The 16942-nt window shown below is 42.0% G+C and carries 16 protein-coding genes; 12 read left to right on the top strand and 4 right to left on the bottom strand.

The genetic code is table 11. The features are described 5' to 3' along the window. The 3 genes from H6G03_RS37605 to H6G03_RS33790 all read left to right on the top strand — a co-directional run. A partial coding sequence (locus H6G03_RS37605; RefSeq protein WP_206756662.1) for a hypothetical protein occupies positions 1–199 on the top strand: 199 nt, incomplete at its 5' end. Between the two features lie 50 nt (positions 200–249). Continuing rightward, positions 250–468, top strand: a complete 219-nt coding sequence (locus H6G03_RS33795) for a hypothetical protein (protein WP_190474695.1) — start codon at positions 250–252, stop codon at positions 466–468. 72 nt (positions 469–540) lie between these two features. Continuing rightward, the gene (locus H6G03_RS33790; RefSeq protein WP_190474693.1) at positions 541–1341 is read left to right on the top strand and encodes a hypothetical protein; all 801 of its coding nucleotides are present in this window, start codon (positions 541–543) and stop codon (positions 1339–1341) included. Between the two features lie 418 nt (positions 1342–1759). On the opposite strand, the gene H6G03_RS33785 is transcribed toward H6G03_RS33790, so the two are convergent. Next, on the bottom strand, positions 1760–2113 hold the full coding sequence (locus H6G03_RS33785) for a hypothetical protein (protein ID WP_190474691.1): 354 nt from the start codon (positions 2111–2113) through the stop codon (positions 1760–1762). A 150-nt stretch (positions 2114–2263) separates the two neighbouring features. On the opposite strand from H6G03_RS33785, the gene H6G03_RS33780 reads away from it, so the two are divergent. From H6G03_RS33780 to H6G03_RS33760, 5 genes are all read left to right on the top strand, one after another. Then, positions 2264–2581, top strand: coding sequence for a hypothetical protein (locus H6G03_RS33780; protein ID WP_190474689.1), 318 nt, complete (start codon positions 2264–2266; stop codon positions 2579–2581). A 222-nt stretch (positions 2582–2803) separates the two neighbouring features. Next, positions 2804–3712, top strand: a complete 909-nt coding sequence (locus H6G03_RS33775; protein ID WP_242060521.1) for a tyrosine-type recombinase/integrase — start codon at positions 2804–2806, stop codon at positions 3710–3712. Positions 3713–3734: 22 nt separating this feature from the next. Continuing rightward, positions 3735–3887 (top strand): nuclease A inhibitor family protein, encoded by a 153-nt coding sequence (locus H6G03_RS39620; protein WP_190474687.1) that lies wholly within the window; start codon positions 3735–3737, stop codon positions 3885–3887. Between the two features lie 491 nt (positions 3888–4378). After that, entirely contained in the window at positions 4379–5647 is a 1269-nt protein-coding gene (locus H6G03_RS33765) for an NACHT domain-containing protein (RefSeq protein WP_190474685.1), read from the top strand. A 12-nt stretch (positions 5648–5659) separates the two neighbouring features. After that, positions 5660–6850, top strand: coding sequence for an NACHT domain-containing protein (locus tag H6G03_RS33760; RefSeq protein ID WP_190474682.1), 1191 nt, complete (start codon positions 5660–5662; stop codon positions 6848–6850). Positions 6851–7764: 914 nt separating this feature from the next. Here the strand turns inward: H6G03_RS33760 and H6G03_RS33755 are convergent. The 3 genes from H6G03_RS33755 to H6G03_RS33745 form a co-directional block, all read right to left on the bottom strand. Beyond that, complete coding sequence (locus tag H6G03_RS33755; protein WP_190474681.1) at positions 7765–9483, bottom strand: IS1634 family transposase; 1719 nt, start codon at positions 9481–9483, stop codon at positions 7765–7767. Between the two features lie 357 nt (positions 9484–9840). Then, positions 9841–10437, bottom strand: a complete 597-nt coding sequence (locus tag H6G03_RS33750) for a DUF192 domain-containing protein (protein WP_190474679.1) — start codon at positions 10435–10437, stop codon at positions 9841–9843. A 2-nt stretch (positions 10438–10439) separates the two neighbouring features. After that, positions 10440–12116 (bottom strand): AAA family ATPase, encoded by a 1677-nt coding sequence (locus H6G03_RS33745; protein WP_190474678.1) that lies wholly within the window; start codon positions 12114–12116, stop codon positions 10440–10442. 394 nt (positions 12117–12510) lie between these two features. Here H6G03_RS33745 and H6G03_RS33740 point away from each other — a divergent pair, with 394 nt between their 5' ends. Genes H6G03_RS33740 through H6G03_RS33725 form a run of 4 tightly spaced genes read left to right on the top strand, consistent with a single transcriptional unit; the run spans position 12511 to position 16842 of the window. Further along, entirely contained in the window at positions 12511–13140 is a 630-nt protein-coding gene (locus H6G03_RS33740; protein ID WP_190474676.1) for a hypothetical protein, read from the top strand. Positions 13141–13177: 37 nt separating this feature from the next. Continuing rightward, a complete protein-coding gene (locus H6G03_RS33735; RefSeq protein ID WP_190474673.1) occupies positions 13178–13522 on the top strand; it encodes a hypothetical protein in 345 nt (114 codons plus the stop codon). Positions 13523–13535: 13 nt separating this feature from the next. Further along, entirely contained in the window at positions 13536–16319 is a 2784-nt protein-coding gene (locus H6G03_RS33730; RefSeq protein WP_199315618.1) for a hypothetical protein, read from the top strand. A gap of 19 nt (positions 16320–16338) precedes the next feature. After that, positions 16339–16842: a hypothetical protein gene (locus H6G03_RS33725; RefSeq protein WP_190474671.1), complete on the top strand. Its 504-nt coding sequence runs from the start codon at positions 16339–16341 to the stop codon at positions 16840–16842. Positions 16843–16942: the final 100 nt, after the last annotated feature.

Raw genomic sequence — 16942 nt, 5'->3', positions numbered from 1 at the left:
TGTCAATTTTTACAATACATTTGTACTATCCGTGGGTAGCGATCGCACTCCTGCAAGTGCCTTAACAAAAGTTCATACAGTGTCGATTACTTTTGTCCGACTACTTACTCATTACACATTTTTGGTTAGCCTGATGGTGTCCAAAATTCGATCTCAAAAGCGCTTTCAAAAGGTTAAGGATGTTGCTGATGATTCTTAATTGGTTCTGGGAAATTGAACTGAATCGGACTGGGCCAGATTACTTATTCTTTGCTAGCTTCCACTGGCGGATCTGTGGGGGGAGAGGTTGAAACTGACCTCATCGTCAAACTTTCGCACTCACCAAATTTGACGATGGTTAAATGGGCAGTTGTGTATGGTGGCAATGGATATAACTATACAGATATGGCTACTGGCACGAGTACGGCAGAGTTGTTAGATTATTTGCTCGCTCTAGCGAGAGCTCCAGGCCACTTGACCCAAAACTAGCTTATGCTGATACGAGCTACTAAGTAAAACGTTTAACCAGCACAAACTATTTACCTTGAGGGATTCACTACCTTGAACAAGCGTTATCGACCACGAGGTTTTGGTGGATATATCCAAGCCAAAGCTCGCAAAAAGTCAACCTCAAAAAAACAGCGCATCGACCCTCGGCTGAGCGTCTGGGATTTGGGCTATTGGGATAAGAGTTGGGATGACCCTACCTGCGAACAACACTGGGAAGGGGCGTCAAATTATCAAGATTTCTGGAGCTTAGATAAAGCTATCAACCGCGCTATTGAACTTAACTTGATGCGAGCGTCAGAAGTACAAAATGTGAAACTGTTTTGCTTGAAGAATGGCGAGTATACTGTCGGTGATAGTACTTCCGCTGGCTGGTTAATCGAACGTTTTAATGATATTAATCCGACTTCTCCTTATCCATTGGAACCGCTCTGGATGCTGATTGATTTAGGTGATGACGAGCGGTTGTGGTTAGAAGATTTAGACCCAGACAATTGGCTTTTTGAACGGGATATCCCTAGCATTCTTTCTCACCGAAAGATTCAGCAATTACAACTAGAGGACAAAATCATTGTTGACCGGATGACTCTACCTAAGTTATTGAGTTTAGTTATGCCTTCTTCTAGTTGGACTGATTTGCAGTATCAGGAAATCTGGCTTCAATGTATTTTTGAACATGGAACACTTTATACCTATAGAAGTGAGCATGGTCGGCGTATCCAAATCGCTCGTAGGATGACTGAATTGGAAGAAGCTGATGATGAAGATGATGAAGATGATGATTACGAGGAAGGGGAATTAAATTGGGATTCTGATGAATATTATGCAGATGATGATGATTACGAGGAAGAGTAATTAGATTGAGATTCTGATGGGAAAGGCTGATAACGACCCAGAATGGCGTAGTTTGGTACTCAGTGCGTAAGTCGTATCCATATCCATCACGAGGAAATTGTTTTGATAGGAACAGTTCCCAAAGCTAGGCAAATAACCTTCAGGGGGCGACAAGGGAGCTACAACCTATGGTTAGCAATAGTTTCAGCTTTTGCACTCCCTTTAAAATATAGGCAGACTTTGAGCCTATTTAGGGACGGGGCAACGTATTAAAGGGATTTTAGGCTCAAAGTTTGCCTATTCATTGTCAACAAGACTGTCATAATCGCTGAATTTTTTTGGGTAGGGTAAACAGCCTGAAAGCTTGATTCAAAAGCGTTTCAGCCCTGTTGTCGCCCCCTGAAGGCACTGACTGTTGCTTGGTTAGCAACACAACTCGCTACATTTTACTGCTGCTGGAAGATTCTACCTCTGCTCGCTGAAGGTCGCTCAAAGCGAAGGATTGAATGATTTTATCCCAAAAAGTACCACTCTCTAACTGACAGCGACCGGATACAGAACCTTCAACCGTCTGGGGGGTAGATACTTTGCGATCGCAAGTTAGGGTTTGACCGTTCAAGGCAGGATTCATCATCACGCCAGCTGCGGTAAATACGACTCCGAACATCCAGATTAACCAAGGATACGATCGCACGAGCAGCCGACTGGATGTTTGCCGAACGATTTGTATGATGAGGTTTCTCAGCAGTAACTCTACAGTTAAGCTTCCCAGAGGCGCTACTCCATTCCGCAAACGGTCTACTGTGCTTGGGTTTCCTTGAAAAGGTCGCTTTCTTCGCTATACAATTCTATACTTTGTACATACATCAATCGGTGACGCCTTCGCGTATATACATTCGCGGGTGATATTCTTTAGTTAGAGATTAACAAATTAGTGGGAACTATGGCAGCAAAGAAACTGGCAACTTTTCGGATCGATCCTAATAAATGGCAAGCTTTTCAGCAGTGGGCTAAGCGTAGCGGAACTAATGCCTCTGCTCTGTTAACTGAGTATATTGATGGTTGTTTGGATATCCCACCAACCAGGGTATCAAGATTTAGTATAGACAGGAATAATGATGTTTCTTTAGAACAACGTATGGATGAATTAGAACAAAGATTAAAAGATTTGCAAAGTTCTATGGAAGCTTCTATCAAACAAGCAGTAGAAACGCAATTAGCTAACTTGCAAAATCAAGTTTCTCAGTCAGAACAAGAGTAGCAATAGCAAACCGATAAGCGATCGTAGGTTGAATTTCTAAGGGAAATATTGGAGAAGTTGTCTCTGGGTGTGGCGTTGATTCTTTCAATAAGCTGCGCTCGGTTTCCCCCTGGCTTCCCCACTCCACGTAGATTCAGGGGTGAACTCGTGGCAGAATTGATTATTATCTATAACAACTATTCCGATAAACCTATGAGCCGTCTATCTTTCAAGTCATTGGTTATGATAACGCCCCAACCCTTGACGATGCACCCGGCGGCGGTGTACTTGGATGGATTGAGCAAGGGGTCGAGAGCCACGATGGAGCCTGCCCTCAATGCGATTGCCAAACTCATCACCGATGGGCAATGCGATGCTCTCACGCTAGATTGGGCGGCATTGCGTTATCAGCATACGGCGGCGATTCGGACTACTCTAATGAAAAAGTTTGCCCCGGCGACGGTGAATAAGATGCTATCTGCCCTGCGGCGAGTGCTACATGAAGCATTTAAGCTTGATTTGATTGATGCTAATGACTACGCTAAGGCTGTAGATTTTAAGAGTATCAAGGTAGAAAAAGGACTTAAGGGTAGGGCGCTTACGAGAGCTGAAATTACTAAACTACTCCAAGTTTGTCAGGAACAGCGAGGTGCCGTTGGTGCGAGAGATGCGGCGCTAATTGGGATTCTGCGCGGTGCGGGATTGCGTCGGGCTGAGGTGGTTAATCTAACTTTGAAAGACTTTCATCCCCTGACTGGCGAATTGGAAATATGTAACGGTAAAGGTGGCAAAGACCGCTCGGTTTATTTACCCAAAATAGCCATTGATTTAGTCAACAATTGGCTAACCTTTAGAGGCCACAGAGCCGGAGCATTGTTGTGTCCGATTCAGAAAGGGGGACAAGTAGAACTAAGACATCTAACTCCCCAAGCGGTATTATTGATTGTGAGAAAACTAGCCAATGATGCAGGGATTACAAGATTTTCGCCACACGATTTTCGCCGTACCTTTTGTTCCGATTTATTAGATGCAGGCGTCGATCTCGTCACTGTCCAAAAGCTAGCAGGACACTCTAACCCAGCAATTACTTCTAAATATGATAGACGTGGAGAACAGGTGAAACGAAAAGCGGTGGATTTGTTGAAGTTTTGATTAATCTTACCCCAGCATAAGATTGGTACAAGCAAGCCAATATTTAGTTAAAACTATCACCAGTACCCTAGCATCGGTGCCAGTCTATCGGGTTGGGAAACACCATATCTGTCTATACGTTGTGGGTACGACCCTGGCGGGGATTGGGTGGATTTTGGCCAAACTCGTAGCCTAAAGTGCTGTGGATTTTGACCCTCACCCTATTTGGTTTAAGAAAGTTTACGGGTGCTAACTTGTTTGGCTGCGGTTTCGGAATGGTTTTTTTTCACTTTATTTGCGAATGGCTGTAGATTTTTTCAACTTATCTGCGAATTGGCATCACTTTTTTCAATTTATGCGCGAATGAGCCGGATTTTTTTCAACTTATGTGCGAATGAAGTGGCTCAAAGGGTATATCTGCCGTTGCTTCTTTTTCAACTTATGCGCGAACCGACAATTTTGAACCCTTTTCAGTTGCACCATAATTTCGGTCGAAAATCCCCTTGGAAGCAGGTCTGACTATTTATGTTTGTGGGCCACTTCAATTAGGAGAGGAAAATAATCGTTTTAAAGATAAGTCAGAGATAAGTCAGAGATAAGTCACAGACAAGTCAGAGATTTCTTAGCTAAACCTTGTAAAACTTATTGCTACAGTGAAATAGTCCATAAATCAGATGAAAACTAATTATGTCGAAACGTTCTTTGAGATTATCTCGTGAAGGTTCTAAAACTGCCGAAGCTGCTCTCGGTCTAAAAGGTTGGACTAAGGAAAAATTAGAAATTGAAGTTCAACTATCTAGTTCAACTATCTATAACTTCTTCTCTAGTAAGCCTATTGAGAAAGAAAATTTTATCAAAATCTGTACTATCCTTGAGCTAAATCAAAAAGATGTTGCTGATTTATCCGAACCTCAAAATCCTGAATCAATCGAGCAGCTAGTTGTAGATATTCGGCAAAGATGTCAATCAAGCATTATTCAAAAATGTGGAATAATGCGGATATTAGATATGCAGTACCCTATTGAAGTCAATCATATTTATACAACTGTCAATATTCTAGAGAAAATTACTAATAAACAACGAAAAAGCATTGATGAGCTTACCAAAGAATTTTCATTAAATTATTTTGAACGCTTAGGACTTCCTAAAGTTGCTCAAGAAAGAGTGCCTGGATTAGAGGCAGTGACCAAGTATGATAAATTGATGGTTTTAGGGAAGCCAGGAGCAGGGAAAACGACCTTTTTAAGGTATCTAGCAACTCAATGTATTTCAGGAAATATTTTCAATAATTATGTACCCATATTCATATATCTCAAAGACTTTGCCAACCCTGATGTTAAAATAAGTTTACTCGATTACATTAGTAAGGAATTATCTAATAACCACATTGACAATAACCAAATAGTTCGGTTGTTTGAGCTAGGACGGATACTATTATTGCTAGATGGATTAGATGAAGTTCGGCAAGAATACGATCGCCACGTCTTAAAAGAAATCCGTGATATTTCTCAAAGATTCCCTAATAACAAATTTATCCTAACTTGCCGAATTGCAGCCAAGGAATATACATTTGAGCATTTTACAGATGTAGAAGTTACCGATTTCGACCAAGAACAAATCCAAACCTTTGTCAGTAAGTGGTTTTCATATAAAAATAATAGCTCTAATTCTGACCAACAGTTTATGGAACACCTCCAAAAGAACCAATCAATCAAGGAGCTGGCTAACAACCCGCTTCTCCTAACTTTGTTATGTATTGAATTTGAAGATGCTGGAGACTTTCCTAATAGTCGTGCTGAGTTATACAAAAGGGCAACTCATACACTTTTAAGGAAATGGGATGCTACTCGTATTATTGAACGGGATAGCGCTTATAAACATCTCTCTGTACCGCGCAAAGAAGATTTACTTAGCTATTTAGCTTTAATAACTTTTGAGAAGGGGGAATATTTCTGAAGGCAACAGGATGTGCAGGAATATATAGCTTCTTATATTAAAAACTTGCCAGAATCTCCTCAAGTTCCAGAAGCTTTAGCGCTAGATAGCGAAGCCGTATTAAAATCTATTGAGGCGCAGCATGGGTTATTAGTAGAACGAGCTAGAGAAGTTTATTCATTCTCTCATTTAACATTTCACGAGTATTTCGCGGCCAAAGAGATTGTATCAAAAGCTAATCCAAATGGATTTAACGATCCGGCTCTGAATAATTTAATCAAATACGCTTTTTATAAACAATGGCGTGAAGTTTTCTTGCTAACTACTGAGATGCTAAGAAGTGCTGATGTGCTTTTGCTATCAATGAAATATCAAATCGATCTAGCCGCACAGAATAGAACCATTCAAGAATTGTTAACTTGGGCTAGTCAAAAATCTCGTCAAATATCTAGCTCTCATCAGCCTAATACAATTAGAGCATTTTACATTTGTCTAGCTGTAGGTATCTGCATATTAGATAATACAAACTCTCCTCTCGATTCAACTTGGGAATTTTTAGAGATGAGCGCTCTATTACAATCTTTAGATTCCAATATTCAGTTAAGCTTCTATGAAGGATGTGCTTCAGGATTTGGTATGGGAAATTTCCGTGCTTCTCTTGACGATCCAAATCTAGCTTTAGATTTTAATTTGGCTCATGCTCGCGCTCAAGCATCTTTGTTAAATCGCATTGCTAACAGGAACCCTGAAAATGAGGAATTTACATCTATTAGCCTTTATGAAAGAGATGAGGATTATGAAATTGATGAAATGTATAACAAACATCCGATTGACGATACTAATTTTTACACCTTATCTGATGCGTTATATTCAGCCATAGCATTGACTGATAATCAAGATTTCCAGAATGAACTTATCCAACTAGATGAAGAATTGCCAGAAGGTGTTTACGATTGTTGGGATAAATATTACCATTGGTATAAGCATGATAGTGGTGCTTGGGGTGACAAGCTTAAAGACTTGAATCGTAAATATCGCAATATTGATTATGATTGGCAATTAGATGCCGAGCAAGAATGGGGAATGTTACGAGCATATTGCTACGCTAATAAATTGTTGTTAGATTGCCTTCAATCGCCATGTTATGTCAAGCGTGAAACTAGAGATTTTATCCAATCAACATTGCTTTTACCCTTCAATGAAATTGAGATAGAGGCTTCTTAAAATCTTTAATTAGAAACTCCTATCAATTGTGGGAAATTAGTATAAGTTTCCAAAGGACCTAATACTCCCATCATAAATTAAACTTACGCTGCTTTAGTTGGTTTGGCTTTAGCCCTCTGTTTAAAACTTTCAAAGTCTAACGCCAGTACCGGACGATCGATGACGGCGATGGGGTTTAGTGATCAACGCCTTACGGCAATCAAAGGTTATTAACTTCAAACGAATGGCAAAGAATTAAGGAAGATGAATTAGCTGGTCAAATGTTTGAAGATGAATATGAGTTGTCTATGGCAGTGATATCAGCCATAGAATCTCGACAAGCCAGAAATGGATTAGCAGTCAAAAGGTATCGTTTTACCAGAGAAAAAATTTAGCTAGGCGGTTGTTTATGTAGTTATTTCTAACACCATTGCTCGTTTGTTCACTGGTGGGAATTTCGTGTCTTGAGGGGACGAACGCTCTTCACAAAAGTTCCAAAAATTAATACCCTGTCGATATAGTTTGTTCAGCCAACAACGTAAGAGATTCCACCCAAGCTCCCGCCTAGCTGACCTATTTTTTTTGACAACAATCTGTAAAACCCTCACTCAGTAAGGGTTTTACAGATTGTTGTCGCCCCGTCAGGAAATACATTCAAAAATTTTCAATTTGTCTGCAAACCAACACTAAAAACTTACGGTTCGCTCATTTGTTCGGGAGTTAGAGGAAATGGACTCTAGAAACCATTTATTGGAGGCAGATAGTTTTTCTGAAAGAAAAACTATCTGCCTCCGGTAATCAAACAGGCTGTTGTGGACAGTCAAACTATTCTTAACAGTAAAAAGGCGCAAATAAAATTACATCAAGTCATCTTGATGTTCGTAAAAAAAGGTTTTATTAAATTTTCATCAATCAAAACTCAACCTTTCAACCAGCTAGGGAACAGCATCATCAACAGAAAGTTGAGTATAAATCTCTAGTGGCAAACACAACAGAGACAAAATCCTTTGTTGCAGAGGCGATAAAGAAGTCAGATGTACGTAAGTCCGCTCAGGTACATCAATCATTAGTAAAGTAATATCACCAAAAGCTGCCAGTAGTTGTTCAGCAGTAGGATTGGCAGTAGCACGTTTTGGATTAGCTGCATATAAACCTGCTAACTTCTGTTTTTGAGCAGCTAAATTGCGCCGGACAGAAAATTCCAGTAGAGTCAAAACACGCAAACCAATCGAAAGCAGACGCATCAAACCCGTTACATGGTCATCTCGCTGTAAATACATCGGAGTTAAAGATAAGGGAAAACCTTTGAAGCGCCCAAACCCTCTTTCCATCAAATACTCCTGCCGATAAGCTATCACTGCATCAGCCACAGATAACTGCTCAATTGGTTGATTGGTCACATAGACTCGCCACCCTAATAAGCTGATTTGTCGGTTGAGTGCAGCATTGTCTATGGTAACAACCAAGTTGATTTTAGATTCAGTGACTATCTGCTCTTTTCGCTGGCGATAACCTCTTCGCAACCGCTTAGTATGAGTTAGTTGATAATCTAATTGCAACAAACCTTGTACATGGTATTGTTGGAGAATCGCTCCGGCAGCTTGTTGCCACGATAGCAGATTAGTGAGGCGCTTTTTCCCTCGTTTTGGTTGATTTAACTGGGCTAAAGCTACTTGTGCTTTCTCCAATCTTGACAGTAGCGCTTGTTCTCCCGATTCTGCTGCTGCTATGGAACGAACAACTAACAGCCGTTCCGTCCAAGTAATAACTTGACCATTGACTGTGGTAGTACGAGTAACTGGGGTTTCATAACCAACAGCAATTGGTTTGGTGTTGCCATTAGCATAATCATAATCAATCGTAGTTAATGCTTGCTGCTCCAAAAGCACAGGCGAGAGGTAATTTTCCAGTTCTCCTGTGGTCAATTGAGTAGCAGGCAGAGGGCATAAATAATAATCCTGGTTGGCCACTACTGTCCCACGAGTAGAAAGGGCGGCCATTTTACAGTCCCCGATGTAGAGTAAGCCAGATTGGTTCAATGTCGAGCGCACTCGCTCAATCGCTGGTGTATATAAGGGGTCATCGGCTTTATTTCCTGGTAATATTTCTGTAGCAATGGGCATTCCCAAAGGATCTAATGTTGATAACATCAGTTTGACTTGGGCCAAGTCGGGGCGATGATCTTTGCTATGACCATACTGAAATAAGCCGTCGGCATTGGCTCCACAGTAGGTATTGGCAGTGGTACTATCCAGACAGGCAGTTCGTGGTTTTAGGTCGTACACTTGTACTAGCTGGCTGCCTAATTCTCGTTCAAATTCCGACCACGAGCGATCGTCACTCAGGTAGCGCAGCACTGCTTGTAGTCGGTCATCTGTGAAATCTAAGGCTCTGAGTGTATCTGTTGTACAGCCTCGGAGTGTTTCTAATCGTTTTTCTGCCCAAGGTTGGACGTGGCTTAAACGATGGTCGGCTTGGGACAAAATATAACTTAACCAGACTACTGCTACCCATCCCAGACTTAAACCTTGCCAGTTACCGTGGGTGGGAAAGTGTTGATCCAGTAGCGATTGGACTCTCATCTGCTTAAGGAATGCACAAAGCAGGGGTATGTCGTCTACTCGCTCGTTGGTGACGTTGAGGGTTTTGCTCATAGCTTTGTACCCTACACTATCTGCGAGTAGTCAGAGTTGGGTGCAACCCCAACTCTGACTACTCCTTTCTTCCCTTTGGTGCTATGCCTCTTACGTTCTATTACCCAATTTCTCTAACTCCCGAACAAATGAGCGAACCGTAAGATGTTAGGCATGGGTTTTTACTTCCCCGGTTGTAGTAGCGATCGCTCTATGGTTACAATTCAAATAATAAGCAATTATACTTATTACCAATAGTGAGAATTTTTGAGGAATTTTTAGGAATGCTTGAGGAAACACCCCAAAAGAAGTGCAACAACGTCCCTCACGAATTCCTCAAAAATCCTCACAAATTCCTTAAAGATCCTCACAAATTCCTTAAAAATTTGGCTCTGTGGAAAAATGTGTACTCATTACACATTTTTTGATAAAAGCAGAGAATAAGGTTGGCTCTCTTCGTTGTTTTGCTAGTGGTTGGGTTGGTGTAAGTACAGCAAGCTTCAAACCAACAGATAATTTAAATCGATCTGCATTACCAGCAGGTAGTTCAATTACCAAGTCAACAGGAACGGGCGGTTTGTATACTGGGCAAGGGATTTCGAGACAAGGGGGGACAGAGGGTGCGATCGCAACTACCTTACCTTGACGGACAAACAGAATATCAAGAGGCTCATTAACATTTTTCATCCATACGGACACGACCCTTGGCGGTTGGACGGGAAACAACATTCCCAAGCCATAATCGTGGTCTCGATACATCAACCCTCGCGCCTGCTCTTGGGGAGTCCGGGCAATCTGTAGCGGAACCTTACGATTATCCACTACCAAGTAAGCTATTGGCTTTTCAGTTTCACGAGTCGATCGCTTTTGTATGGTGGTAATAATTTGAGTCAGGGAACCGACCACCAAAACACAGCCTATAGAAACTCCAACCAAGTCAATAAATTTATCAATCCAATTCTTACTATGCTGCATGGCTAATCAAGATTTGTGGAAACAGAAATTGGCTGACCCCAAAATGTTTGGATAGGAGGAGCATATTTAGAACTATCAGGACTACTCGATGGTTCGCAAAAGTATTTAGATTGGTTTTGAATTGCAATGATTCGGTCGGGGTCTATCGAGTAGAGTGAATGAATTGAGGAGGCAGCTTCTATTAAATCAGCAGCATTTATTTTGAAGGTTATAGGAGTCACTGCATCCGCCAGTCCTGCTTGCATTGTTTGGTGTTTCTCTGCTAAAGCTTGTTGGAAAATTTTGTTGACCGCTCTTTCTACTATTGCTTCAAGTTCGCCGCCACTAAAATTTACTGTGGAAGTATTCAGCAGAGTTCGCCACTCACTTTCAGTTAATGGCCCATCTTTTTGATCATAGCGGGAATCATATCTGGAAGCGTGCAACTGGATGATTTCTTTCCGTTCGATCGCTTGAGGTAAACCAACATAAAATTTTCTATCAAACCTTCCCGCACGAGTTAATTCTGGTGGTAGCGATTTGAGGCGGTTGAGCGTGGCAATTACATAGGTTTTGCTTTTCTTCTCTTGCAACCAGGTTAGTAACGTACCGAGAATTTGCCTGTTGGCAATGTCTTCTCCTGAATTATTTGAGGCGGCAAAGAGTTTGTCAAATTCGTCAAATCCTATGACGCAAGGTTCAAGTGCTTCCACTCGCCGCAGCACCTCTTTAAGGAACTTTAGACCGCCTGCTACTATCGTCCCTACATCTAGCATGACTAGCGGGAAGTCCAGTAGGACAGCGCAAGCCTTGAGTGCCCTACTTTTGCCAGTCCCCGGCGGACCTACTAGCAAGCATCCTTTAGGAAGGGGAAGATTGCTTGCACGAGCTTCTGGAGAGTACTTGTTTTTAACTTCGATAAATGCTTTTTTAAGCAAGTCCAAGCCCCCAAAACTGTTGACTTCCGGTTTGGGTATGAACTCTAAGTTAAGGCTGCGAAGTAGGTTGATTTTATATTGAAGTAAAAAGAAAAGTGCGTCTTTTTCCTTAGTGCTACAACGCTTCAAACCTAAGCGAAGCCCAGTTTTGATTTCCTCTTCAGTTAATCCAGAAGCAGCCAAAGTTAAAGTGTTTATGTCAGAAGCATTTTTATCTACACTTTCTTCATTTAAAACCTCATTAGCTATTGAGAAGATTTCTTCAGGTTTGGGCAGAGGCTTCCACAATTCTGGGATAAGATTTACCAGATGTGAAGGTAAATCCACACCCATTGTCGAGAGCAGAATCAGGTATTTGGGTGACTGACTCAAGCGCCAGGTATTAAAGATAGTTCTGAGTTTGTCGTTGATTTTTAGAGCGCGAGCGCACCAGAGCGAGTCTGTTTGAGGTACAATATTTAGAAAAAACTGTAAATTTTCTACCACAAAGATACCAGGCTCTTCGCACTGTAGCAAAAAGTTAACCAGGTCAATTAAGCAGTCATTAATTGGTTGAAACTTATCCCAGACTTTTTGACATAGCTTTGCTCCGTAAACTTCAAAAACCTCTTGTCCATAATTCCAAACATATACTGGCAACTTCCTGGGAACTGCCAACCGTTCATCAATCCATTTCAATGTATTCGGCTGCTCTATAGCAGAACACTGAATGGAAACGACTTTAACAGTTTCTATTAATAAATCCAGGTCTTGCCAGTCCATAATATTTTGTCCGCTTGAGTTTTTACGTCATAACCTATTTCCTAGCAAAGTTTTCCCAAAAATAATACCTACCTTCAGTGGGAACAATATCTTTAAATTTTTCTAAGGCGGTATAGTCTTAAAAATCGACAGTTCCCGCTAAATTTAGCTAAGCTTTACGCCTAAAGACAGAGAAGCGCTATTCCCAAAGTAATTGTGGTTTTTCCGCCTCAAGTTGCATAAGTTTTCTCCCATTAAGCACACAAAAATAGCATAGCTTTTTACTGCCTTTAGAAAGATGGATAGTCAGTTAATGTCGGGCTATTAAATAGAAAGAAGAATTCAAACAGCAATTCACAATAACTAGCTGTTTCACAGACTTGTAAGCGAGCTATTGGAGTAGAAAGTAGAATTTATGACTTCTCAATTTGCGCGTTATGGCGTGCGTTCATGCCAGCTTAAAAACCAAAGCTTTTTGGCACGGATACCTATTAGCGCACTCATGTCAACAGCAACAGTCTTACTTTTAATTGACATGGTGGTAGATGGCGGTGTTACCAGTTTCCTTGCTTTTGGGCTTGGCATTATCGGAACGGCATCGGTAATATGGCCTTGCGAAATCAACAAATTCTTTAATGGGTTTTGGCGCTGGCAGCGTCGCCATAAAGTCAACATTCTACCTTTACTTTGCACAGTGATAGTAACGCTGTGGTGGTTGGATATTACTAGCGCTCCTGCTCACGCTCAATTTTTTATTCAAACAGAAAATTGGCTGCGTAGCGCTTTTCCAATTAACGGTGCTACTGGTGGTACTGGAGCTGGTGGAACTGATATTTACAGCGTCGTTTTTAACACATTACGAGCAATTTTTGTTTTGTATTTAGCAGTTGCTTTAGTCAGAGTAATTGCAGCAGCCAGAAATGACGAAGATTGGCAGTCTTTAGCCAGAACTCCCCTAATTATTCTGGTCACAGTAACTTTAGGGGATATCTTAGCTGGACTAATTACTGGTGGTGCAGCTGGTGGCCCTGGTGCTGCTCCTTAATCTTCGTTTTAGTTAACTCCACTTTGGGTAAAAATCGATGCCCGAATCAAATAACAAAAGATTTCGAGCCGTTAACCCTACTTTGGGAAAGGCTCCCAAAGTGGGGCCATTCCCAGCCGATCAAATATTTCCTTGGGCAGGTATTTGTTTGACAAGTTACTGGGTTTGCAAACTTATTTTAGGTCTTTCTTGGTTGTGGACTGGGGTGATTGCTGGCTGGGGAATCTCTACTTGGTGGGTACTGACAGGGAGTAAAGCTTGGAAATTCTTGTCAAAATTTATTTCCACTCCCTTTTGGGTTAGAGGATTTGGACAGTATCGCAGAATGCTAAAACCTACGCCAAATCGACAATTCAAAAAAGTTAACAAATATCGACGATAGAAGGTGGGAGATTGTGTTTGGGTTTAAGAAAAAAGACAAAAAGAAGGCTCAACCAATTAAGGTAAAAACCAAAACTAAGATTGGCAAGCGCTGGATAAATGATGGAGAAACCAAGGTTAGAGCCACGCCCTTTGAAGATGAATGCCATTTAGCGTCAATGGTGCAAATTGAACTGAGAGGTAGAAAGATAGGTGCTTACCTGCTCAAAAAAGGTGAAAACAGCTTAATGCTTCAGTTCGGCTTTGAATGCCAAGGTATTCATACCACTCTAAGAACTGAACAAATCGAGCCAATTTTTGATGCCATTGAAGCCAGTTTAAAAGACTTACCGGAGAACGAACGGTTAACCATCAACTTAGGTTCTTTCACGTCAGATGCAGCCAGACAAGAAGAATTGAAAAACTTGTGCCAACACGCACCCAATACAGAACTGCAATATTTGCTCATGGGTGAACGCAAGCGGGTACAGGAACTGACGGATATGGGCATTCGCAAGCCAAAGTTCTTACGCTTATATGGCACTTATACCGTTGAGCCAGATACGGAGGGAACAACGGATTTGATTGAAAAAGCTTTAGCCAAACTTGAACGATCGTGGAAGCAATTTACAGGTGAATTGCAGCACTTCCAATACATTCGAGTTGAGAAACTGATTTATTCATCTTTTACGGATGGATTTCAAATCTGGGAACAATTGCTGGCTAACAAAATGGGGTTAGATATTCGCCCATTAACTGCTGTTGAATTATGGGCGCATTTGTGGCAGAGGTTTAACAATACACCAACAATTCCAGTACCCCAGTTGTTGGTGCTAGATGAAGATGGGTTGCGAGAAGACGTTTATTCGGAAATTCAGCCGGTCACTTTATTAATGGAATCGCATTCTAGCGTACCTGTTGCAGACCGACGGTGGGTAAACGTTAACGGTAAATACATTGGAGTGCTGACTTTTGTTGATAAGCCAGGAGGTTGGGTCAGCAAAGAACAACAGTTGAGATACTTTTGGGACAACGTGATGCGCCGGGAGGACATCTACGATACTGAGATTTTCTGCCAGATGATGCGGGCTAATGACACTTTGGTGAAGACGAATATGCAGCGGATCACCAAGCAATCAACCGTATCGGCACAGCTGGCGAAAGAACAGAACTCGGTTGATGTTGGTTCCTTACTGAAAGTAGAAGATGCGATCGCAGCCCAAGCCGAACTATATCGAGGTGCTGTCACTATCCACACCGCCGTCGCTTTCCTAGTCTACCGCGACAGCCGCAGCAAGCTGGATGACGACTGCCGCCACATTCAGTCGCTGTTTCTGCGTCCAGCTTGGGTGCTACGGGAAACCGAATACCCTTGGAAACTATGGCTGCAAACACTACCCATCTGCTGGGACAGGCTACTAACCGCTCCTTTTAACCGCCGCCTGCCTTACCTGAGCAGCGAAGCTCCTGGTTTTATGGCTCTAGTTCGCACCCGTTCTGGTGACAATTGTGGCTTTGAGTTGATTGCAGAGGAAGGAGGTACGCCAGTATTCCTCAATTTATTCACGCAACACAAAAATCTAGGGCTATTTGGTACGACTCGCAGCGGTAAGTCTGTCACGGCAGCAGGAATTCTGACCCAAGCCCTAGCTCAGGGGATGCCCGTTGTCGCTCTCGATTACCCTAAACCAGATGGGACTAGCACTTTTACCGATTACACCTATTTCATGGGGTCAGATGGTGCCTATTTCGACATTGGTAAGGAAAGCTCTAATTTATTCGAGTTACCAGACCTCAGCACCCTCGAACCGAAACTTCAGCAAGAACGATTTGAAGACTATAAAGAGTTTCTCACTTCCGCTCTCATGGCAATGGTTGTAGGAACCAAGCGTGGTGAAGGTGCTAGAGAGCAAGCTTTATCGGACACCATTCGCTCAATTTTGGCACTGGCTTTGGAAGAGTTTTTTGGCGATTGGCAAATTCGCGATCGCTATGCCAAAGCATTTATCAACGGCTTTGGTTCTCCCGAATGGCAAGCTACGCCAACGTTATCCGATTTCTTAAATTATTGCTCCTCGGAGCGATTGCAACTAGATACGATCGTCGGAGATATTCAAACCGCACTGCCATTAATTAAATTGCGATTGCGATTTTGGATGGCATCGCGAGTCGGTAAAGCGATTTCTTTCCCTTCAACTTTTCGCAGCGATGCCAGATTATTAGTTTTTGCTCTGCGAAATCTTTCCAACGATGAAGATGCAGCTATCCTTTCCCTATCAGCTTATTCAGCTGCTTTAAGGAGAGCTTTGGCGGCTCCTGCCTCCATATTCTTCATCGATGAAAGCCCGATTTTATTTGAATACGATAGCATTGCCGCTCTGGTAGGCAGGCTTTGTGCGAACGGAGCCAAAGCTGGAATTCGAGTCATTTTATCTGCTCAAGACCCAGACACAATTGCTAAATCTCCCAGTGGAGCCAAAATTTTTCAAAACCTCACTACCCGTTTGATCGGTCGAATTCAACCAACAGCCGTTGACAGCTTCGTACAAATCCTTAAATATCCACCTGAAATTATTAGTCGCAACTCTACAGAAAGTTTCTTTCCCAAAAAAGCTGGGATGTACTCTCAATGGCTATTAGATGATAGTGGAATTTATACATACTGCCGCTATTATCCATCGCCCCATTTGTTAGGCGTTGTAGCTAATAATCCTGAAGAACAAGCGGCACGCACAAAAGTTATGGCTCAACACTCAGACAAGTTGATTGCGCTTACAGAATATGCCAAAAAACTTGTCGCTGGCGTGAAAGCCACTTAGTTAAATCAAGGAGAATTTTATGCAGTCCAAGAAACAGATAGTGACCGCAATTGTAGCCAGTAGTTTGTTATGGGGAATATCATCATCTCCTGCTGCTGCTGTCTCCCTAGACTTCCTCAAAAATAATCCTTTGTCCGACTTAGTAGGGCAAGTTCAGCGTTACATTAATCAAGCCGAACAATACATCAGCCAAGTCATCACAGACAAAATCAAACCTCTGGAAGAAACTATTAATAAAGACCTGGAATCAGCCATTAATGAAGCATCTGGAGCGTTAGGTTTTCCAGATCCGATCGCTACCCGTCAAGGTGTAGAGGAAACTTTAGCTAATTCTGATGTAGCTGTTAATCCAATCGATCGCACAACCAACGAAGTCGATCGCCAAATTACCAGAGCTTCTGCTGCTGCCACATTAGGACAAGAAGGACAGCAACAAACGAAAGAAGAGATCGCTGGTACTAAACAATCTGTTGATACAGTACAACAACAAGCTCAATTAGCTGCTGAAGAAGTCGTTAAGTAGTCGGACAAAAGTAATCGACACTGTATGAACTTTTGTTAAGGCACTTGCAGGAGTGCGATCGCTACCCACGGATAGTACAAATGTATTGTAAAAATTGACA

It is taken from the genome of Aerosakkonema funiforme FACHB-1375 (assembly GCF_014696265.1).
GTDB lineage: Bacteria > Cyanobacteriota > Cyanobacteriia > Cyanobacteriales > Aerosakkonemataceae > Aerosakkonema > Aerosakkonema funiforme_A.
Note: the sequence above shows the minus strand (reverse complement) of the source record. Positions and strands in the feature narration are given on the sequence as shown.